Source organism: Microbulbifer sp. 2205BS26-8, from assembly GCF_030731025.1.
Classification (GTDB): Bacteria; Pseudomonadota; Gammaproteobacteria; order Pseudomonadales; family Cellvibrionaceae; genus Microbulbifer; species Microbulbifer spongiae.
The window spans coordinates 22,552-44,208 of sequence record NZ_JAVAMR010000030.1 but is presented as its reverse complement, the minus strand read 5'-3'; the positions used below and the strand labels follow the sequence as shown (position 1 = coordinate 44,208).

The 21,657-nt window shown below is 55.8% G+C and carries 15 protein-coding genes and 2 tRNA genes; 2 read left to right on the top strand and 15 right to left on the bottom strand.

Features of this window, described 5'->3' with window-relative positions:
- Window positions 1-326 precede the first annotated feature (326 nt).
- The 13 genes from Q5Y71_RS11320 to Q5Y71_RS11260 all read right to left on the bottom strand — a co-directional run bounded on the left by Q5Y71_RS11320 (window position 327) and on the right by Q5Y71_RS11260 (window position 17,726).
- Window positions 327-1,961 carry an AMP-binding protein gene (locus tag Q5Y71_RS11320; RefSeq protein ID WP_301417829.1) on the bottom strand — a complete coding sequence of 545 codons (1,635 nt, stop codon included), beginning with the start codon at window positions 1,959-1,961 and terminating at the stop codon, window positions 327-329.
- 133 nt (window positions 1,962-2,094) lie between these two features.
- Window positions 2,095-2,460, bottom strand: a complete 366-nt coding sequence (locus Q5Y71_RS11315) for an SCP2 sterol-binding domain-containing protein (protein ID WP_306042261.1) — start codon at window positions 2,458-2,460, stop codon at window positions 2,095-2,097.
- Between the two features lie 58 nt (window positions 2,461-2,518).
- Window positions 2,519-4,312: an acyl-CoA dehydrogenase C-terminal domain-containing protein gene (locus tag Q5Y71_RS11310; protein WP_306042260.1), complete on the bottom strand. Its 1,794-nt coding sequence runs from the start codon at window positions 4,310-4,312 to the stop codon at window positions 2,519-2,521.
- Between the two features lie 177 nt (window positions 4,313-4,489).
- Window positions 4,490-5,560: an AraC family transcriptional regulator gene (locus Q5Y71_RS11305; protein ID WP_306042259.1), complete on the bottom strand. Its 1,071-nt coding sequence runs from the start codon at window positions 5,558-5,560 to the stop codon at window positions 4,490-4,492.
- A 4-nt stretch (window positions 5,561-5,564) separates the two neighbouring features.
- Window positions 5,565-5,765 carry a hypothetical protein gene (locus tag Q5Y71_RS11300; RefSeq protein ID WP_301417822.1) on the bottom strand — a complete coding sequence of 67 codons (201 nt, stop codon included), beginning with the start codon at window positions 5,763-5,765 and terminating at the stop codon, window positions 5,565-5,567.
- 296 nt (window positions 5,766-6,061) lie between these two features.
- Window positions 6,062-7,450 (bottom strand): aspartate ammonia-lyase, encoded by a 1,389-nt coding sequence (locus Q5Y71_RS11295; RefSeq protein WP_306042258.1) that lies wholly within the window; start codon window positions 7,448-7,450, stop codon window positions 6,062-6,064.
- A gap of 60 nt (window positions 7,451-7,510) precedes the next feature.
- Window positions 7,511-7,957, bottom strand: a complete 447-nt coding sequence (locus Q5Y71_RS11290; RefSeq protein ID WP_301417818.1) for a DUF4399 domain-containing protein — start codon at window positions 7,955-7,957, stop codon at window positions 7,511-7,513.
- Window positions 7,958-8,168: 211 nt separating this feature from the next.
- Window positions 8,169-8,603, bottom strand: coding sequence for a hypothetical protein (locus Q5Y71_RS11285; protein WP_306042257.1), 435 nt, complete (start codon window positions 8,601-8,603; stop codon window positions 8,169-8,171).
- A 210-nt stretch (window positions 8,604-8,813) separates the two neighbouring features.
- Window positions 8,814-10,865 carry an NAD-dependent DNA ligase LigA gene (ligA, locus tag Q5Y71_RS11280; protein ID WP_306042256.1) on the bottom strand — a complete coding sequence of 684 codons (2,052 nt, stop codon included), beginning with the start codon at window positions 10,863-10,865 and terminating at the stop codon, window positions 8,814-8,816.
- Between the two features lie 160 nt (window positions 10,866-11,025).
- Entirely contained in the window at window positions 11,026-12,075 is a 1,050-nt protein-coding gene (zipA, locus tag Q5Y71_RS11275; protein WP_306042255.1) for a cell division protein ZipA, read from the bottom strand.
- 24 nt (window positions 12,076-12,099) lie between these two features.
- Window positions 12,100-15,603: a chromosome segregation protein SMC gene (gene smc, locus Q5Y71_RS11270; RefSeq protein ID WP_306042254.1), complete on the bottom strand. Its 3,504-nt coding sequence runs from the start codon at window positions 15,601-15,603 to the stop codon at window positions 12,100-12,102.
- A 360-nt stretch (window positions 15,604-15,963) separates the two neighbouring features.
- Window positions 15,964-17,190, bottom strand: coding sequence for a c-type cytochrome biogenesis protein CcmI (ccmI, locus tag Q5Y71_RS11265; RefSeq protein ID WP_306042253.1), 1,227 nt, complete (start codon window positions 17,188-17,190; stop codon window positions 15,964-15,966).
- The gene (locus Q5Y71_RS11260) at window positions 17,187-17,726 is read right to left on the bottom strand and encodes a cytochrome c-type biogenesis protein (protein ID WP_306042252.1); all 540 of its coding nucleotides are present in this window, start codon (window positions 17,724-17,726) and stop codon (window positions 17,187-17,189) included. The genes ccmI and Q5Y71_RS11260 overlap by 4 nt, the downstream gene beginning before the upstream one ends.
- A 158-nt stretch (window positions 17,727-17,884) precedes the next feature.
- On the opposite strand from Q5Y71_RS11260, the gene Q5Y71_RS11255 reads away from it, so the two are divergent.
- Window positions 17,885-17,960, top strand: a tRNA-Val gene (locus Q5Y71_RS11255).
- Between the two features lie 49 nt (window positions 17,961-18,009).
- A tRNA-Asp gene (locus Q5Y71_RS11250) sits at window positions 18,010-18,086 on the top strand.
- 308 nt (window positions 18,087-18,394) lie between these two features.
- Here Q5Y71_RS11250 and Q5Y71_RS11245 read toward each other — a convergent pair.
- Together Q5Y71_RS11245 and Q5Y71_RS11240 are read right to left on the bottom strand one after the other, a co-directional pair.
- The gene (locus Q5Y71_RS11245; RefSeq protein ID WP_306042251.1) at window positions 18,395-19,963 is read right to left on the bottom strand and encodes an AbgT family transporter; all 1,569 of its coding nucleotides are present in this window, start codon (window positions 19,961-19,963) and stop codon (window positions 18,395-18,397) included.
- Window positions 19,964-20,054: 91 nt separating this feature from the next.
- A complete protein-coding gene (locus tag Q5Y71_RS11240) occupies window positions 20,055-21,062 on the bottom strand; it encodes a tryptophan--tRNA ligase (RefSeq protein WP_306042250.1) in 1,008 nt (335 codons plus the stop codon).
- Between the last annotated feature and the right edge of the window lie 595 nt (window positions 21,063-21,657).

The following is a 21,657-nucleotide window of genomic DNA, read 5'->3' as shown; positions in this document are numbered from 1 at the left end:
GAAATTCTTTGATAGCTTCTGTAGAATCAGCGCCAAAAGCGGGATGCGGGTGAAGGGCAAACCGGTTGCCCGCACAGAAAGCTATCATTTGTACGCTGTTACAAAAGGCTGAATTCGTTCATATCGGGTGCGGGCTATTTCACCAGCCAGAGTAATTACCAATCAATCAAATACCGCCGGATTTCCATGCCTGTTGGGTACAACAAGCATGGGGGGGGGTTAAAATCGTCCCTGTAAGCAAATTGTATTGGCTCAGTATGTTGAACGCTTATGGGGCATTTACACGTCTTTGTCTTATTTTGGACACACTTGAAATGGGCAACCCATCAGGCACTGACCGTCTCACGCTTGTTTAATTCCTCTTCGCGCAATTCCCGACGCAGAATCTTGCCGACATTGGTTTTCGGCAAATCATCGCGAAACTCCACCTGCTTTGGTACCTTGTAAGCGGTCAGATTCTCCCGACAAAAGTCCACAACCTCTTTCTCGGTGAGAGGCTGACCGGCCTTGACCACAAACAGTTTGACATGCTCGCCGCTCTTTTCGTCGGGAATACCAATGGCCGCAGCTTCGGCCACTTTGGGATGTGTACTGACCACATCCTCAACCTCATTGGGATAAACATTGAAACCGGATACGATAATCATATCCTTTTTGCGGTCCACAATTTTGATATACCCATCATCCTGAATAACCGCCATATCCCCGGTATTCAACCAGCCCTCGCTGTCGAGCACTTCGGCGGTGGCCTCCGGGCGCTGCCAGTATCCTTTCATCACCTGGGGACCGCGCACGCAGAGTTCACCGGGAGAATTGTTGGGCAGGTCGTTGTTATCCTCATCAACAACCTTGACTTCAGTACCTGGTACCGGAATACCCACGGTGCCAAGCTGAACGCCACCGATCGGATTGAAGGAGACAACCGGGGAAGTCTCAGTCATACCGTAGCCCTCCATGACAATACAGCCCGTCATTTCCTCCCAGCGCTTGGCTGTATCGCGAGTCAGGGCCATACCGCCGGAAGCCGTGGTACGCAGCTTGCTAAAATCCAGCTCAGAAAACGCCTTGTTGCGCATCAGGCCATTGAACAGGGTATTCAAACCCACAAAACCGGTAAAGCGCTGGCCTTTCAGGGCTTTCACAAAAGCCGGAATATCCCGTGGATTTGGAATCAACAGCGAGTGGTTGCCCGAGGCTAAGAGGCACATACAGTGGATGGTGAAAGCGTAAATATGATAGAGCGGCAATGGGGCGATATAGTATTCTTCCCCCTCTTTCATACTATCGCCAAAAGCTTCGCGCACCTGTTCCATATTCGCAACCAGGTTCCGGTTGGTCAACATTGCACCTTTGGCAACGCCGGTGGTCCCGCCGGTGTACTGCAACACGGCGATATCTTCCGGCGCTCTTTCCACATCCCGCTGGGGCTTCCTGGCACCCAGGGCCATGGCTTCACGAAAACGCACCTGCCGGGCAAAGAAAAATTCAGGCACCATTTTTTTGATGTACTTGGCCACGCTGTTGATCAAGGTGCGCATAAATGGGCTGTGAAGATCCGCAATTTCACTGACAATCACTGTTTCAACACTGGTTTCCGCAACGACCTCAGCGGCGGTATCAGCTATATTGGCGAGCACAATTAACGCCTTTGCACCTGAATCGTTCAGTTGGTGTTTCAGTTCGCGATGGGTATAGAGCGGGTTGGTGTTGACCACCACAAGGCCCGCACGCAAGGCACCGAAGACAACCACCGGGTACTGCAGAACATTGGGCAGTTGAACGGCAATACGATCACCGGGCTTCAACTGGGTATGATGTTGCAAATAGGAGGCAAATCTGGCGCTCAGGGTATCGATTTCACCCACTGTCAGAGTGTGTCCCAAACAGGAGAAAGCTGGTCGGTCACTATATTTGGCGCAAGCGCCCTTGAATACATCGAGTATGCTGCGATCAATGTCCAACTCTTTTCTCCCATTCCGGATTGTTGTTGTCGCCACCCAATTCCTCAGACTTTATAGGGGAAACCAACCAGGGTGCCAGCGACAATTTATTTATTGTTTGTCATATTCTGCAAAATAGCGCATAGCGGGGCATCTATGCCTCTACTAACAGGTCTCCACTCTGTGCGGGAAATAAACTTGCCAGTGCAGCCGCCAACTCCCGGTCCCCGAAGTATCGGACATCTCCCAGCAAAAAAGCATGCCGCGCGTTTAAATGGCCGTCCAGTATGGCGCTGAGCGTTTGGTTCGCCATTTCCAATACCAGTGCCGGTGCGCCTGCCTGTCCAAATTCGGATACCACTTCGAAATTGTCCGGCGTCCCCGCTATATACACGTAGAAATCACAGGCATCCGGCAGCCGAAACTGTACCCGAGCAAGTGGGTGCAAACAAGCCAGGTGTCGCAGACGCGTCTGCACTGAGTCCGGCAGTTGCATTGGAATCCCCCTGATATTAGCCATTTCAGCACTGCTAAGAAAACCGCCGGTGAATCACCGGCGGTTTCTATTGTTTAGGGGGTTAGAACGCAAAATGTGCTGCGTCCAACTCCATCAGGGAAGCCGCACCACTCTGCATGGCGGTGGCATGGCTGGTTGTGCGGGGCAGAATGCGCTCGAAGTAGAAACGTGCTGTGGCCACTTTCGCGCGATAGAAATCAGCCTCATCGGCACCTTCGGCCAGCTTCAGGTTGGCCGCTCGGGCGGCGCGCGCCCACAGGTACGCCAATACGGTGTAACCGGAGAACATCAGGTAATCCACTGAGGCCGCACCGACCTCATCGGCATTTTCCATGGCTTTACTCCCCACCTGCAAGGTGAGGTCGCCCCACTGCTTGTTCAGCGCCTGCAATTGAGTGACAAAAGGCGCAAGGGCTTCGTTGTCAATTTCCGCCTGGCAGAACTTGTGTATTTTCTTGGTAAACCGGCGCAGCAGCTCGCCCTGGCTCAGCAGCACCTTGCGGCCCAGCAAATCGAGTGCCTGGATACCGGTAGTCCCTTCGTAGATAGTAGAGATACGCGCGTCCCGCACGTTTTGTTCCATACCCCACTCTGTAATATAGCCGTGACCACCGAAGCATTGCAGGCCCAGGTTCGCAGACTCAAAGCCCACTTCAGTAATAAACGCTTTGGCGATCGGGGTCAGCAGGGCCAGCAGATCCTCTGCCTCTTTTTTTGCTTCCTCACTCCCCCGGTAAGTGATATCCACCAACTGGGCACAGTGAACGACCAGCATCCGGCTGCCTTCGGCAAAGGCCTTTTGGGTCAGTAACATGCGGCGAACATCCGGGTGCACGATAATTGGGTCAGCCGGACCTTGCGGGTTTTTGGTGCCGGACAGGGAGCGCATCTGCAAGCGCTCCCGGGCATAGGCAAGAGATTTCTGAAAACCGATTTCAGCATGTGCCAGTCCCTGCAGGGCAGTACCCAGGCGCGCGGTGTTCATAAAGGTGAACATGTAGTTCAGGCCTTTGTTCGGTTCGCCGATCAGAAATCCCTTGGCCCCATCGAAATTCAACACTGCAGTGGCGTTGCCGTGAATACCCATTTTATGTTCGAGGGAACCGCAAACCACACGGTTGCGCTCGCCGACGGAGCCGTCTGAATTGGGCAGGAATTTGGGCACAATAAACAGTGAAATACCCTTGGTGCCCTCTGGGGCATCCGGCAGGCGTGCCAGTACGATATGGACGATATTTTCGGTCATATCGTGCTCGCCGGCAGAAATAAAAATCTTGGTTCCGGTGATTGTGTAGGCGCCGTCGGGACCGGGCTCAGCTTTGGTACGCAAAATACCCAGGTCGGTACCACAGTGTGGTTCGGTCAGACACATGGTGCCGGTCCAGCTACCCTCGACCAGCTTGGTCAGGTAGGTACTTTTCTGCTCTATGGTACCATGGGCTTCCAGGGTGTTCATGGCACCGTGGGAAAGGCCCGGGTACATGCCCCAGGACCAGTTGGCGATACCCACCATTTCGCTCAGCACAGTCCCCAGTGATGGTGGCAGACCCTGGCCACCGTATTCCGGATTATGCGGCAATGCAGGCCACCCCGCCTCCACGAACTGCTGGTAGGCCTCTTTAAAACCCGTGGGGGTAGTGACTTCACCATCACTCCAGGTGCAGCCCTGCTGGTCGCCGATCTGGTTCAGTGGCGCCAGCACGTTTTCGCAGAACTTTGCCCCCTCCTCCAGGATGGCATCGACAACATCAGGAGTAACCTCCCCATATCCAAGCGATGCGTAGTGCGCATCTGAGCCCAGCATCTCGCGCATCACAAAACGCAAATCGCGCAGTGGCATTTTGACATCGGTCATCCTGATACCCTCAATTCAATGATTTTCTGGGCCGAGTGAAAACTGGCCAGTCATATTTGTGACTAAATTATGCTATTGGTTCATAATAGTAGTAAGCCGGCAGCGCCCTCTATGGCGAAATCCGTCCAAAATGGTGACAAATCGAGGCGGGAATTGGAAAAGGTGTGACCAATGGGATCACATGTGCCGACCGGCAGCGGCGCGGCCACTCCGGCGATATTCTCCCGGTGTAATGCCTGTCCACTTTTTAAAAGCACGGAAGAAGGCGCTGGACTCGTCAAACCCGAGCATTTCCGCAATCTGGCTATTGGAGAGGTCCGGACAACTCAGATAGTGGAAGGCGGCCTCCATACGGCACTCATCTTTCAGCTTCTGGTAGGAGGTGCCCTCCTGTTGCAGGCGACGGCGCAAGGTGGTTATCGACATATTGAGCCGCTCCGCCACCGCCTCTGCCGCGGGCATGGACTCGCTCACATCCCGGTTCAGGATGGTCTTTACCTTGGTCTTGATACTGTTAGCACTGCCGTCACTGATCACCAGATGATAAGGAGCCGTACGGATAAAATCCTCTACTGTTTGCGGACTCTGCACCACCGGGTATTCGAGATAGCGGGCGTCGTACTCAAGGGCGTTAAACGGCTGGTCGAAAAGCAGTTCTTCCGCCTCGCTCTGGGCCAGACTGCGGAACTCTTCGGGGCAGGGAAAAGAAAAATACAAACGCGCCAGGGGTATCTCGCGCCCGGCCAGCCAGCAATAGAAGCGATGCCAAACAGCCAGGGTGGTGCGAATCACGCTGGGGCTGGTGGATGCGAGTAACTGCTCGAACTCACCTTCTCCCAGTGAGCTGATACCGCGAATCTCAACACGCCCGCGCCCAGAATCTCCGGATTCCAAGGCCGGTTTCACCTTAAAGCCACGGCAAATCTCCATAAATTCGGCACAGAGCGCAATCGCCTGGCGCAAGGTGACACAGTTCACCACGGCCAGGCACAACAGGCGAAAAGAACCGGAGCGCACCCGCCCCCCACTGAGCATGCCAAACCACTCGTTCTGCACCAGCCACATGACACGCTGGTACAAACGCCCGTATTTGATGGCCGAAAAGGCCGCGACACCATGTAACTCCGACTCGCCAATATCCACTGAAGCCAGCAGCTCACTGCGGTCACAGCCGTGGCGTGTTGCCTCTTCCAGCAAACGCTCCAAATAAGCAATGGGTATGCGGAGTTCCTCCTTTGCTGATGCCATCGATCTACTTTCGCCTGCGCAACCAACTGAGCAAGGCCCCGAAGCCCATCGCCACTAAAATGATGACAAACAGGACTACCAGTATAAAGGCCAGATAGTACACAACATGCTTTACGGGCAGGTCCCAACTAATAACCGCCGCGGCGACAAATGCGACACAGGCGAGAACACTGATGATAAAAGAGCGGCGACTTTTATTGGCCATGATGACTTGAATATAGTGATTTTGAAAAAAGGAGAGATTACCACTTTCTGTGGCACTACCATTGTATTGTCGGTGTTAGGTACCGGTGCGGCGTCGAATCGTGAAGGATTGGCAGGTTCCTGTCAACGACGCAGGAGGAGCGAATGCCCAGAAGAATGCTGGAACCCGAGGATCAGGTTACCCTGAAACGCCTGTTCCAATGGCTGATGTGCCTGACGGTGATTATCTCCCTATTGATGCTGGGAATCGCTTTTTTCGCTTGAAGCGCAAGGGGGTACCCCAGTGTGCGGGATCAGCTATTGCCCCACCAATCCGCCTTTGGCCAGATGGTTGGGATCCAACAGATCCTGCAGGGTCTCCCGATCCAGTGTGGTCATTTCCAGGGCAACATCCAATACTGGCCTGCCGCTGCTGTAGGCCGCCTTGGCAATCTCGGCGGCTTTCAGGTAACCGATTACCGGGTTCAGCGCCGTTACTAAAATCGGGTTGCGCCCAACTGTGTTCTCAATGTGCACCCGGTTCACGGTAAAGCTTGCGATGGCGCGATCTGCCAACAGCAGGGTGGCATTGGCCAGGAGGTTGATACTTTCCAGCAGGGTGCTGGCCACTAGCGGCAGCATCACATTCAATTGGAAGTTACCGCTTTGCCCTGCCACGGTGATGGTGGTGTCATTACCCATCACCCGTGCCGCCACCATGCCTGTGGATTCGGCAACTACCGGATTCACCTTGCCCGGCATGATGCTGCTGCCAGGCTGCAACGCCGTCAACTCAATTTCTGCAATGCCCGCCAATGGGCCACTGTTCATCCAGCGCAAATCGTTGGCAATCTTCATTATTGCCACCGCCAGTACCTTGAGCTGTCCAGACAGTTCCACCGCCGTATCCTGGCACGAGATTGCAGCAAACAGATTGTCCGCCGGACGGAACTGCTGGGAAGTGTGCGCACTCAATTTTTGCGCGAACAGTTCGGAAAAATCCGGCGGAGCATTGAGCCCGGTACCGATCGCCGTGCCCCCCTGGGCCAGTTGCGCAAGGCGCGGCATGGTGATGCGGATGCGCTCGCGGCAGGCTTCTATCTGCGCCGCCCAGGCATCCACTTCTTGGGCCATGGTCATCGGTACCGCATCCATCAGGTGGGTGCGACCGGTTTTCACCACATTCTGCACCTCGACAGCCTTGTCGCGCAGACGGGTATGCAAATGCCGCAGAGCGGGCAGTAACTTATCCCGCACGGCCAGCAGCGACGAGACGTGAATCGCGGTGGGAATGACGTCATTACTGCTCTGGCTCATATTGACGTGGTCATTGGGACTGATGGACAGACCACTGCCGTCTCCAGCGAGGTGCGCAATCACCTCATTGGCATTCATATTCGAGCTGGTCCCGGAGCCGGTCTGGTAAATATCAACCGGGAAGTGACTGAGATATTCAGGATCACCGAGGCGGTTACAGGCGCCGATAATGGCCGCTGCCTGGGCCTGGCTCAGCAGGCCCAGGTCTCTGTTGGCCTCTGCCGCCGACTTCTTGATCAACACCAGGGCGTGAATAAACTCAGCCGGCAGGCGATGGCCACTGACGGGAAAATTTTCTACCGCACGCTGGGTCTGGGCCCCGTACAATGCCTCCCGTGGTACCTGCACCTCACCGAGGCTGTCTTTTTCGGTTCGAAATTTTTCGCCCATTTCCCTCTCACAGGGTGCGTAATACGCACCGGTCAAGGATTGCTATTGGCGCCGAGGAAACTATTCCACTTCGACCGTAATCTTCTTGGACATTACCGGATTTTGGTGGGGAATATGCAGATAGTTGCCCAGTACCAGTTGCAGTGTATGTTTGCCAGGCGGCAGGGTAATTTCGGTTTCGGTCTGGCCACCCCCATAGTGAATAATATTCTTGCTCGCCGGTAACGGTTTGCTCAAATCCGGCAGAGTATCCACATCAATCAGCAAGTGGTGATGCCCGGTATTTTCAAGATTCACACCCGCAGGTGCCACACCCATACCGGACAAACCAAACCGCACGGTAAAAGTCTGGGAAACCTTTTCACCATCCTTGGGTGAAATGATATAGAGCCTGGCACCCTCCGGCGCCTTGCTGACCATATCGTTTTTGGTGCCCTGTTCCTCTGCGTACGACAATGCAGACAGCATCAAGGCGCTGGCAAAGAGTAGGGAATTGGCTCTGGTCATGTTCCATCCTTCCTGATCAGGCGCGGGCTGGCGCCATTTTTTAATTCCACTTGGCAAGCCATGGTGGCCGTACAACGGCATCCGGCGACATGGGCACTTTAGCAGATCAACGCTGTTCTGAAAGAGGTTCTCCGTGAATGTCGTTGCCGCAAAAGCCAACGTCAGTGAAGCGGAACCTCCATTTTTCAACCACTCCGGCGCAGCGGTCGCCTCAGATACTCACCCGCCCCTCCTGGGTCCATTCGCAGCGCACCCGCATATCACCACTGCCGGGCACATGGTAGAGGTCAGCGGCCTCCCAACTGAAGGAGTGCACACCGGAAAGCTCGGTTTCCAGATGCACAGTAGCCGATACCCAATACATATTATTGAGTAGCTCTTCAAACTTCTGGATCCACAGGTTCCACTCATACTCCACTGCGCGGTAAGAAGCGCCAAAGTGAATGACATCGGTCTGGTACTGAGACTGTTTCACTTTAATAGTAGGAATGGCAAACATATCGCGGCAGAGAAAGGGCCATTCATCCGCGCCAGGCAAGGCGAGGACTGCCTCACGATTGACTCGCCGGCGGTCACTGCCGCCGGTAAGACTGTTACTGTCCTTGATACAACCGTAGACTATGGATTCCTGATCGCCCTGAAACATTCGTTCCATTCCTTACCGCAGCGCCACCGGACATCAGGTATCCAGGGCAATATAGGTTGAGAGCCCCAACTTTAACGGCGCAGTGGACAGAAAGCCATAACACCAGCAGCAAACATCACGGCTGCAGAGAGATTGGCTGAAAAACAAAGCTGATTGCGCAACCCTGAAAACGTCACCACAACCCCGATCCACCCTGCCAGGGGAATTCCACTAAAGATCAAACCCGCGCTGGCGCAGCATTTCCAACAACGCCTCTTCATCCATCACCGGAATATCCAGCTCACGCGCCCTGTTCAGTTTCGACCCTGCACCCGGTCCGGCTACGACACTATCGGTTTTGGCGGAGACGCTACCGGCCACCTTCGCACCAAGGTGTTGCAGATAATCCTTGGCTTCACTGCGGGACAGGGTTTCCAGCTTGCCGGTCAGCACCCAGGTCTGCCCGGATAAAGGCTGTTCTTCCCCTCCGCGCTCCTCCGCCCGCCAGTGCACGCCTGCCTGGCGCAAGGCCTCTATTTCCTCCAGAGCGTGGGGCTGTTGAAAAAACTCTGCAACGAAGTGAGCAACGACCGGGCCCACATCCTCCACTTCCTGCAAGGCCTCATCGTCCGCGTGCATCAATGCTTCCAGGTCACCAAAATGCCGGGCCAGGTTCCGCGCTGTCGCCTCTCCCACCTCGCGGATGCCGAGTGCATAAAGGAACTTCGCCAGGGAGGTCTCTTTACTGTGTTCCAGCGCATTGAGCAGGTTCTGTGCAGACTTTTGCCCCATGCGCTCAAGCCCTGCCACCTGCTCTAGATTCAAGTGATAAAGGCCGGAAACCGAGTGCAGAAGCCCTTCATCCACCAACTGCTCCACCAGCTTGTCTCCCAGACCGTCGATGTCCATCGCCTTGCGCGAAGCGAAATGTTTGATCGCCTGCTTGCGCTGGGCACTGCAAATCAGACCGCCACTGCAACGGGCCACCGCCTCTCCTGGTGCCGACTCCACCGGCGAGCCGCAGACCGGACAGTGGGTCGGAAATACTATGGGACGGGCATTGCGTGGGCGCTTACTTTCCACCACCGAGACCACTTGGGGGATCACATCGCCGGCGCGCCGAATCACCACCGTATCACCGATCCTGACTCCAAGGCGCTGGATTTCATCACGGTTGTGCAAGGTTGCATTGGACACTGTCACGCCGCCAACAAACACCGGCCTGAGTCTGGCCACCGGGGTTACTGCGCCGGTGCGCCCCACCTGGAACTCCACATCCAAAAGCTCGGTCATTTCCTCTTCCGCGGGGAATTTGTAGGCCACGGCCCAGCGCGGTGCCCGCGCGACAAAACCCAGACGCTTTTGCAGAGAAATGCTGTTGACTTTAAAAACAATACCGTCGATATCGTAGGGCAGCGTATCGCGCTTTTCCCCGAGCGCATTGTAATAGTCGATACAGGCGCGGATACCAGTGACCACACGCATTTCCCTGTTGAGACGAAAACCCCATTGCCCAAGCAGTTGCAGGGTTTCCATGTGCTCTTCCGGCAGGGATACGCCTTCCACAAGGCCGGTGCCATAGGCACAGATCTCCAGGGGTCTCTGTGCAGTGATACGGGAGTCCAACTGGCGCAGACTGCCGGCGGCTGCGTTGCGGGGATTGACGAACAGTTTTTCGCCGGTGATTGCGGCCTTGCGGTTCAATTCGGCAAACCCCGCTTTCGGCATATAAATCTCACCGCGCACCTCCAGCACGCGGGGATATTTCGCTATGCCTGTATCCTGCCGCAGACGCAGGGGCACCGAACCCACAGTGCGTACATTCTGGGTAATATCTTCTCCAGTTGTGCCATCGCCACGGGTAGCCGCACGCTTGAGAACCCCATCGCGATACAGCAGGCTGATCGCAATGCCATCCAGTTTAGGTTCGCAGGCATATTCGATTGGCCCTGTGCTGTTCAGGCGCTCACTCACGCGACGGTCGAACTCCAATAGCTCTTCATCGCTAAAGGCATTCTCCAGCGATAGCATCTGCACCTCGTGGTGCACTTGGGCAAAAGAGGCTAGCGGCTCGGCACCGACACGCTGAGTGGGCGAGTCGGAGGTTTGCAGTTCCGGGTATTCCCGTTCGATATCCTGCAATTCACGCAATCGGCGGTCATACTCCACATCCGGCAGATCCGGATCATCCAGCACATAGTACTGATAGTTGGCCTGTTGGAGGATTTCTCGCAGTGCCTGAACCCGGGCGCGCGCAACGCGGGGAATAATTCGATTACTCATCAATTCAGTCGAGTGAAAACGGGTTTATTATTAAGAAAACTGGACTCTACGCGTAACCGCGGTTCCGGTCCGCGACCAAACTCCTGGCAGAATTGGATGGAGCCATGGCTTGGCGCCATTGTCGCCTAACAAAAATGGCCTAAATCCCACATCTGCACAATCAGCTTTGTGCCAACGCCAGGGCCCGGCAGCGCTGGTATTCCACCACACGCTGGCGATAGTGTCCGGCAGTCTGTGCGGTAAAAACACTGCGGTTTTCATCCTTGAGTTCGCCACCGAGCAACTCGGCAATTTTGTAAGCGGTGGACAGCAACTGATCAAACGCCTTAATGGCCTCCCCCTCAACCGGCAGCGCCAGGAAAAGGCTGACGCCGGGTGTGGTAAACTCTTCCATCTGAGTGAGATCAAACACACCCGGCACCACAATATTGGCGAGGCTGAAAATCACCGAGCCATCGGCACCGCCACCCTCATGGTAGTGAAATATATTCATTTCCCCGAAGCGCATTCCCGCGGCCAGCATCACGCGCAGCAGGTCATTGCCTTCGAAACAATCCCCCTCTGGCGCCATAACATTGATCACCAGCACTTCATCGCGCACCGGAGATTTTTCCTGGGACTGTCCCGTGTCGCGGGAAAGCGTCTGGGAATACTGGTCGTCAAGCACCTCCTGGCGAGGATTATCCTCCTCTGGCGGGGCCGACGGATGTGATTCAGTGCCGAGCACCTCCAGGCTTTCGAACTCATTCAACTCCGGCTCGAAGCGCTGCCCATCCACTATGGATTCCATCAATGTGGGTACCTGCTCCTCAAAATCCAGCATGCCCTGTTCCTGCAGATTACGCGGTGGCGTACTGCCTGCCAGGGGCCTGCGCGAGGAGATAAAACTTTCCTGTACCTGGCGGTTTACATGCAGCGCATCCTCCAGTGCCCGGCGCTGGACCACGCGGACCTGTCCGGGCAGCTCACTGGTTACCTGTCTCGGTTTCACTTTGTCATAGGTGCCTGCTGAAACGTCGTCACCGCCCTCCGTGCTCAGCCGGGTTCCGGACACCGGATCGGCATCACCATCTACCTCAAATTGCATTGCCCTGGATAACTTCCGGGAAACCTTCACTGCAGCACGCTGCCGCACAATTGCGCGGCGCACTCCATCGAGTACTGCCACAAGCACCACGACTATTAAGATTGTAACCAGCCAGTTGTTCATTTAAGTGCCTCTCATTTCTGCGCCCTATGCGGAAGCCAGCTCGGCTGCTTCTTCCACATTCACCGATACAAGGCGCGACACTCCCGGTTCGTGCATAGTCACACCCAGCAGCTGATTCGCCATTTCCATGGCGAGCTTGTTGTGGGTAATATAGATGAACTGAACGTGCTCTGACATTTCTTTAACCATTCGTGCGTATCGACCAACATTAGCGTCATCGAGTGGAGCATCCACCTCATCCAGCATACAGAAAGGTGCGGGATTCAAGCGGAAGATGGAGAAAACCATTGCGATCGCAGTCAGCGCCTTTTCCCCACCGGAAAGGAGGTGAATAGTACTGTTGCGCTTGCCGGGCGGGCGCGCCATGATCGCAATACCGGTATCCAGCAAATCATCCTCGGTCAGTTCCAAATAAGCATTGCCGCCGCCAAACACCTTGGGGAAAAGTTCCTGCAGGCCTGCATTGACCTGATCAAAGGTTTCCTTAAAGCGGGTTTTCGTCTCTTTGTCGATTTTCTTGATTGCATTGTCCAAAGTCTCCAGCGCTTCTGTCAGATCACCATATTGGCGATCCAGATAGTGCTTGCGCTCCGACTCCTGCTTGTATTCATCAATGGCTGCCAGGTTAATGGGCCCCAGGCGCGAGATGCGCGCAGCCACCAGTTCCAAATCTTCCTGTATCTGGGCGATGGTCAAATCCCCTGGCATTTGTGCGATCAGCAGATCCACATCGTGATCGCTCTCTCGCAGCTGTTCCGCCAGCCCGCTGCGCTGCACCTCCAGGGTCTGGGCAGAGAGGCGCGCCTGTTCCAGTTGGGCCCGTACCTCCTGCAGGGCCGCCTCCACTTTGTGGCGTTCCTGCTCCTGCTCGCGCAAGTCGGCCTCCACCGCCTCGAGTTTGCCACGCGCTTCGGCCAGCTCGGCTTCCGCTGCAAGGCGCGCACCTAATTTCTCTTCCAGCGCTCCCTGAATGTCCCGGGACGGATCGTGCGTCTCGGCCATCTGTTCCTGCAATTGCGTGCGGCGGCTACGCAGCCGCGCCAACTGCTCATTGATGACCTGCAGGGTGCGCTCCAGAGACACCACCTGTGTACGCACGGACTGCTCGCGCATGGCCAACTCATGGGCGCGGTCCTTGCCTTCGCGTGCACGCTGGCGTGCAGTATCCAAAGCTTCGCGCAATGCTTCACGACGTTCCATTAACCTTTCGCGACGATCTGTATCATCACTCATGGCCTCAACCGCTTCTTGCAACAACAGGCGCGCCTCGGAAAGGGATTCCGCTTCCAGGTTCTGCTGCTCGCGCACCTCGATCAATTCCTGCTCAATGCGGCTGTGGCGTTCACTCACCTGCTCGGCGCGAGCGCGACGGGCAGACAGTTGGCTGCGCAGTTCTGCTTCGAGACGGCCGAATTGCTCGGAATCGCTGCGCGCCTGCTCGATCTGACCATCGAGTTCGGCGACCTGCTCACGCAGGGACTCGCGATGCCCGCTGAGCGCACCGATTCGCTCCTCACACTGCGCAAGCTCCTGAGCCAACACCTCCAGTTCCTGCTTGCGCGCCAGCACACCGGACTCAGCATCGCTGGCGCGGCGCACACGCAGCCAGTTGGGTCCCAACCAGAGCCCATCGCGGGTCACAATGGACTCCTGATTTTGCAGGCCCGAGCGCAGTGTCATCGCCTCGGTCAAATTGTCGGCAGTATAGATACCCGCAAGCAGGCCTGCCAGGGAGGCCGGTCCCCGAACCACGTCCGCCAGGGGTGGCAAATGGCCCCGAACCGGGGCAGCCAGGGCACTGTGATCAATAAATACCGCCTGGCCGTTTTGCAACTGCGCAAGCCCTTCGGTAAGGCTTTCCAAACGCTCGACGCACACCGCCTGCAGCTGTTCTCCCAACACCGTCTCAACCGCAGTTTCCCAGCCTGTGTCTGCCTGTATTTGTCCGGCCAAACGCGGGCTGTCAGCCAGGGCCTGCCGCTGGAGCCAACTCTGCACCGCTTCCCCCTGCCCGAGTGCCGCCTGCTGCAGGGCCTCCAAAGAAGCCTGGCGGCCCCGTCCGGTTTGCAATTGCAACCGCAACTGGTCCAACTCCGTGGCCAGATCGCCCTCGCGAGCACGTAATTCCTGCAGACAAGCACGCCATTGCACCATTTGCTCGCGGTGCTCTTCGACCTGTATTTCCAGCTCGGCCAACTGCTCACCCAACTGCAGGGTTTCCCCCTCATCAGTGGCAACCTGTAGGCCGGATTGCTCAGCAGCCAGCTTGTTCACTCGCTCCAGCAATCTCTGTCCGGAGGTTTCCAGGTGCTGGATACGAGACTGTTGCACTTCCGCTTTCTGGCGCGAGCCCGAAGCGACCTGGTTGAACTGGTCCCACTCACTCTGCCAGTTGCGCATGCGCTCCTCTATCTCAAGCAGCGCACCGGCGGACTCCTCCTCTGCCGCCAGCACCATCTCCAAGTCTGGTACGATAACCGTCAGCTCCTCTTCGAACTGTGCAGCCTTTTCCCGATCCACCGCCAGAGTGGACTCCGCTTCAAGGTATTCCTGCTCGGTTTGTGCCAGATCAGATTGCAGCCGCGTAGCGCGTTCGCGTGCGTGGTCGAGAGTCTGCTCCAGGCGTGCAATATCCGCACCCACTGCATAGAAGCGCCCCTGAACCTCATTGAAGCTGTCGGACAATTCATGATAGCCCACACGCTTTTGCTCGATACCTGTGTCGCATTCAACCTGTCGGGTCACCAGCGCCTCAACAGCGAGTTCCAACTCGCCAATCTGCTGCTGCTTGTCAGTGGCCTGTTCATTTAACCCGCGATATTTCAGTGCCTGCAAATTTGCCTTGTGACTGCGTTCCTCCCCCTTAAAACGACTGTACTTCTCCGCTGCGGCGGACTGGCGCTCAAGGCGTGATAGCTGGCGGTCCAGTTCGTCGCGGATATCCGCGAGGCGTTCCAGGTTTTCGGAGGTACGTCGCATGCGGTTTTCAGTATCGCGACGGCGCTCCTTGTATTTGGAGATACCGGCAGCCTCTTCGATATAGACTCTCAACTCCTCGGGCTTGGCATCAATCAATTTCGAAATCATGCCCTGCTCAATGATGGCGTAGCTGCGTGGGCCGAGGCCGGTTCCCAGAAACAAATCCTTCACGTCTCTGCGGCGGCATTTTTCTCCATTGAGGAAATAGTTGTTCTGCCCTTCGCGAGTGACTTTGCGCTTGACGGAAACCTCGGAAAAGGCAGCGTAAGCACCGGGAAGCTTGCCCTGGGAATTATCGAAAACCAGCTCGATTGAGGCCTGGCCAACAGGCTTACGCCCGCTGGAGCCATTGAAAATGACATCGGTCATGGAATCACCGCGCAGGTTCTTCGCGGACGATTCGCCCATCACCCAGCGCACCGCATCAATGACATTGGATTTGCCACAGCCGTTGGGACCAACCACTGAGCTGAGGTTTGTAGGAAAAAAAACGGTGGTGGGGTCTACAAAGGACTTGAAGCCCGCGAGCTTGATGCACTTCAGACGCATGTATTCTTTAACTCGGTATCTCTTATCTTTGCCGGCCAAATCCTCAAGCCGCCGATTGTACATGGCGCTGTCCGGGCTTTCAGCGCTATTTTTAACAGTGGCTATTCAAAAGGATTTTCGACCGGTCCGGCCAGCGCTCAAGTCAAGCTGTTGCAACTGGTACTCATCAATGGCATTTCCGGCAGATCTGAAATCACATGGCCACCGGCAACAGCACAGTTTGGAAATAGTTATGCGCCCTCGCCCAGTTGAGCGCAACCTTGTGCTCGCGTCGTGGCCGAATATAGAAACTCTGTGGGGGCTTCAGCCAACCCCATTGAATTTCTCGCAAAAGCGCAACAAGCGCCAGATCACAGCCACCTAGAGTTTCCGATCAATCGTGATGGACTGGGTCTTTCCCCAGTTTTCCCTGGAGAGAGACTCAATGGTACCCTGCCAATCGCCAGCCAGGGGGCGCGCATCGCCGTTCAGGGCCAGACGCGCCACCAGTTGCACGGAATCCACCGTAGCGATGGAGCGCCCCGGCATCATCGCGCGCGACTCATCCAATACCACCTCCACCGGCAGCTGGCCCGCATTCAGACGCACTATCGCCAGGGGCATTGGGCTGTCTGCGCTACGCGCATAAATATAGACCGGCGTAGCGGAGTCTGCAGCGATCTCTCCGCTCAAACTCACCTGTACACGAATCGCAGGTCCGCCCGGCGCTTGCGAACTGGCGGGCGCCATCGTCGCTTTAGGGTTATCGGCAAGGGCCTGCTCCGCCCGCGCCACCCCGGCAGCCAAGGCCTCTGCCGCAGCCGATCCACGCTCGAGCTGCTGCAATGCACGCTGCCAGTACTCGCGCGCCCGGCGGTAATCCCTGTCTTCGTAAGCGGCTATCCCCGCCAAACCCAGGGCGGTACCATTGGCAGGCTGACTTTCCAAAACCTGTTTGACCAGCAGGCGAATCTCTTTGGTCATCCTAGAGCCTCCGGCAAAGAACAGCGCCTGTGCCAGATCGGCTTTTACCGACGCCGCCTGGGGCTCACGCTCAACCACAAAGCGATAAGCCGATACCGCACCGGCGATATCCCCGGCAAGCAGCAACCGCTGTGCCAAAACATAGTGACTGCGCAAATCCTCCGGATGCTTCTGTACCCAAGCCTTTAGCTGGCTGGTAATGCGCGCCTCTGAAGCCGTATCTGCCCGCCCCTGGTAGCTGGCCACAATCTCCCGGTAGAAGGCCACCTCGCCGGGGCGTTCGGACCAGACATAAACGCCAACGGCCATTATCGGCACCAGCAGCGCCAGGCCGATTAATACGCCGGCGCCGCGCCGGTTGGGCGCAGCGGCTGGTGCCCCACTCCGCACGGCCAGCAGCTCCCGGGCCATTTCCGTTTCCAGTTGGGCAACCTGCCTCTCATCCATCGCGCCCCTGCCCAAAGCGTCCTGCAGCTCGCTGGTGCGTGCCCGGTACAGCTCAATCATTGCAGTGCGCTTGCTGTCATCCGAGCGCCCGATACGGGTGCTGCGTATGGCCGGCAGCAAAAAGACCAGAGCCAGCAACAGCAGCAGAATGGCCAACCCAAACCAGATATCAGTCATTTACTCTTTTTCCCGCTGCCAGTCCAATCGCCCGGATCATGACCCAGCAGCTTGTTCAATCGGCGCCGCTCATCGTCACTCAGTTCACCGCTATCGTCACCCTGATCTGCGCCTGTGCCACTGCGGGAACGCACCACAATCAGGATCAGCGCCAGCAAGCCTATCAGCGCAAATAGGCCAGGGGCCAGCCACAACGCCAAGGTGTTGCCTTGAACCGGGGGACGGTAGAGAATAAAATCCCCATAGCGCGCCACCATATAGTCAACAATCTCTCTATCGGAGAAGCCTTCCTCTAGAAGCCGGCGAATCTCCCGGCGCAGATCGACAGAAATCGGTGCATTAGAATCAGCCAGGTTCTGATTCTGACACTTTGGACAACGCATCTCCTCAATCAACACCCGATACCGCAGCTCCAGATCAGGGGAGGACAGTTTTTCAGCCTCCACCACCGCCTGCGCTGCCACAGAAAGGCACAGCAAACCCAGTGCCAACACAGTTCGGCCCAGCCAGCACTCCCGTCTCACAGTGTCTCTCACATCCAATCTGCCGGAAATTTGTTGATTATAACAGCGTCACCAAGCCGCGGACACGCCCGCAAACCCCCGCCCAAAAGCCTTGATACACTGATCGGTAAAAAATAAAAAAGGCGTTGACGCCGCAAAGAATATCATTAAGATACGCAGCTCCTGACACGGGGTGGTTAGCTCAGTTGGGAGAGCGACGGCCTTACAAGCCGTAGGTCACAGGTTCGACCCCTGTACCACCCACCACTTCCCCAGCGACTGCATAGCAGGGCCTTGATAGGGAAGAGAAAAATGCGGACCGGTAGTTCAGTTGGTTAGAATGCCGGCCTGTCACGCCGGAGGTCGCGGGTTCGAGTCCCGTCCGGTCCGCCATCTGTAAAAAGTCCCGCCCGAAAGAGCGGGACTTTTTTATTTGTGCAAACAGCCCATTGCTGCCCTTTTACTCAACTCTCTGCCAGTTACCGCACAATCAAGGCTATTCGTCCAGCGGGGGGATACACAGATCCCAGTTGGTACAGCCTGTCAGTCGGTGCGCCACCCCTTCAAATCCAGAGCCGCCAGGGCTTCAAGCCGGCTTATCCCCCACCGGTGCCTGAAGAGCTTCACCGGTGCGGGGACAGTGCCCATAGAGCCTGCTGGTTGCAGAGATCAAATACTGCCGCGGTTAGTGCATACAGAGACTATGGATAGGTATAACTGGCCTGCAGGCCCAGAGGCATGCCCAGATTCCAGTAAATCACCAAAAACAGGGACCAGCACAATAGGAATACCACGGAATAGGGCAGCATAATGGATACCAGGGTACCAATCCCCGTATTCTTTACGTAGCGTTGGCAGTAGACAACCACCAGGGGAAAGTAAGGCATCAGCGGTGTGATGATATTTGTGGACGAATCGCCCACCCGATAGGCCGCCTGGGTCAGGTCTGGAGAGAAACCAATCTGCATCAACATGGGTACAAAAATTGGCGAAAGCAGTGCCCATTTGGCGGAGGCGGAACCTACAAACAGGTTAATAAACGCCACCAGCACAATGATGCCCATCAGCGTTACCGGGCCTGGCAGGTTCATGGCAGCAAGGAGGCTGCCACCCTCCACCGACAGCAGGGTGCCGAGGCCGGAGCGGGCAAACTCGGCAATAAAGAGCGCACAGAAGAAAGCCATTACCACATAGTAAGCCATGGAGCCCATGGTTTTCGACATTGCATCAATCACATCCTTGCTCTGGCGAAAGGTTCCGGCCACATAACCAAATACAACACCGGGGATGATAAACAGGAGGAAAATCAACGGCACGATAGATTGCATTACCGGGGCACTGAAGGAGGCCAGCTGCCCCTGGGCATCGCGCAGTGCCGATGTTTCCGGCAGCATCCAGGCCACAAGCCCGACTACACCGGCAACCATCACCGCTACCGCCAGATACATGGCCTTTTTTTCACGGGCACCCAGCGACTGCATTGCCGGCATATCCTCTTCATCACCGTCAATAGCAACACCCTTTAAGCGCGGCTCAATGACTTTATCGGTGAGCCACCAGCCCAGCAAGGTTACTACCAGACAGGACGCCGAAGTGAAAAACCAGTTGTTCAACGGGTTAACCTGCATCTCCGGATCGACAATCTGTGCCGCGGTTTGGGTAAAACCCTGCAGCAGGGGGTCGATGGCAGAGGGGACAAAGTTTGCTGAAAACCCCCCGGAAACCCCGGCAAAGGCCGCGGCGATACCCGCCAGGGGATGGCGGCCGGCCGCATAGAAAATCACTCCGCCGAGAGGAATAACCAGTACATAACCGGCGTCCACTGCTGTGTGACTGACAATGGCCACCAGTATCAACATCGGGGTCAGCAACATCTGTGGGGTCACAGCCAGAAGCTTCTTCAACACCGCGTTGATAAAGCCACTCTGTTCCGCTACACCGACCCCAAGCATGGCCACGAGGACGACACCCAATGGCGCAAAACTGGTAAAGGTCGTCACCATACCAGAGAGAAAGCGCGCCATCTCACCACCGGAAAGCAGGTTGGTTACCTGAATGGCCTCACCGGTAGCAGGGTGCAGTGTGTCAAAACGCACACCGGACAACACCCAGGACAGCGCCCAGACCACCACCATCAGAACCAGAAAGAGCACCGCCGGATCGGGCAGCTTATTGCCCACCACCTCAATACCGTTGAGTGCCCGGTTGATCCATCCATTCTTGCTGGCGGCATCGGCACCTGCAGAAGAATTTGCCTGAATGTTTTCCATAATAAAGCCCTGTACTTTCGTTATTTTTTATGACTTTGTAAAATCACGGGGAAATCTCCAAAGCCATGCCCCCACTGCATTTAAACCCCGGCTAACAAATCTTGCGGATGCCGACCGCGTGGCGCAAATTTTCCATAAAGGGTGCCGAATAGGCCCGCGCCTTGGCTGCGCCTTTCTCCAGCACCTCCTCAATCAGTTCCGGACTGGCGAGCAGCGCATGGTAACGCTCGCGAGCCTCACCGATCTGGCCATCAATCAGTGCAAACAGCCGCTGCTTGGCCTCGCCCCAGGCAATGCCCTCCTCAAACTCCCTGCGCATTTCCGCTGCCTGCACCTCTGTAGCAAAGGCCTGCCAGATGTGGAAGACCGTAGAAGTATCCGGGTCTTTGGGCTCACCCGGCTCCAACAGATTGGTTTTGATCTTATTGATATGCTTTTTTAGCTGTTTTTCCGCCAGAAACAAAGGGATGGTATTACCGTAACTCTTGCTCATCTTGCGACCATCCAGACCCTGTAACACCGCCACATGATCGTCCACTACCGCCTGCGGCAAAGCGAAGTGCTCCCCGTAGTGATGATTGAATCGCTGGGCAATATCCCGGGCCATTTCGATATGCTGCATCTGGTCCCTACCCACGGGCACCATATTGGCATTAAACATCAGAATATCTGCAGCCATCAGGATCGGGTAGCTGTAAAGCCCCATGGTGATACCAAAATCAGAATCCTCCCCATCGGCACGATTGGCATCCACTGCCGCCTTATAGGCATGCGCGCGATTCATTAATCCCTTGCCGGTCATACAGGTCAACAACCAGGTCAACTCGGGAATTTCATGGATATCGGACTGACGGTAGAAAACCACATTGTCGGTATTGAGGCCCAGGGCCAGCCAGGTTGCGGCGATTTCCAGGGTGGACTGATGCACCTGCTCGGGGTCCTGGCACTTGATCAGCGCGTGGTAATCTGCCAGAAAGTAAAAAGACTGATTCCCCTCATCCTGACTTGCGGCAATTGCCGGTCTGATTGCACCCACATAATTACCCAGATGAGGGGTGCCGGTGGTTGTAATACCGGTTAATACGCGCTGCTTGGTCATAAATCCTTCGTATTCCATACTATATTCAGGCAACAAAGGGCGGATAATACCCTGTTAATGGCTGCGATTGTATCAACCGAAGGGAGGGACCGATAACCCGACCCCGATACAGTGGCTCAGAAATGCTGGACATTGCCACGCCTCCCCTGCACCTGGGGACCAAGCCGCACTGGTAATTCACTATCCGAGATTACCGTAAAGAGTTTGACTACCAAGCTTTTTCTGCCCAAAGACTGTTTCGAGCCATCAACTTTTATCCAACACTGCCTAAGACCCCACCCTTCAAACGCAAGGGTAATGCACCGGGAGGTATTCCGCTGCTCAAGCCCTGGCAAAAAGCAATTTGAACATTGAATACAGGGTGGTTCAGGATGCTGAGAAAGATACAAGTACCGGTTAGTATCGAAATCACTCTAATTACTACGACATCTTGAAGACAGCCTTCACTCCCCTTCAGGTATTGAATACCCATTACGCAAACCCAGGAAACAGATGTGCCTGAAAAATATCCTTTGACACTCAGGACCTGGCTTGTGGGTATTTTTTACCGGGCTCAATCACAGGCAGGACAAATAGCGCAAAATAGCATTTTAAA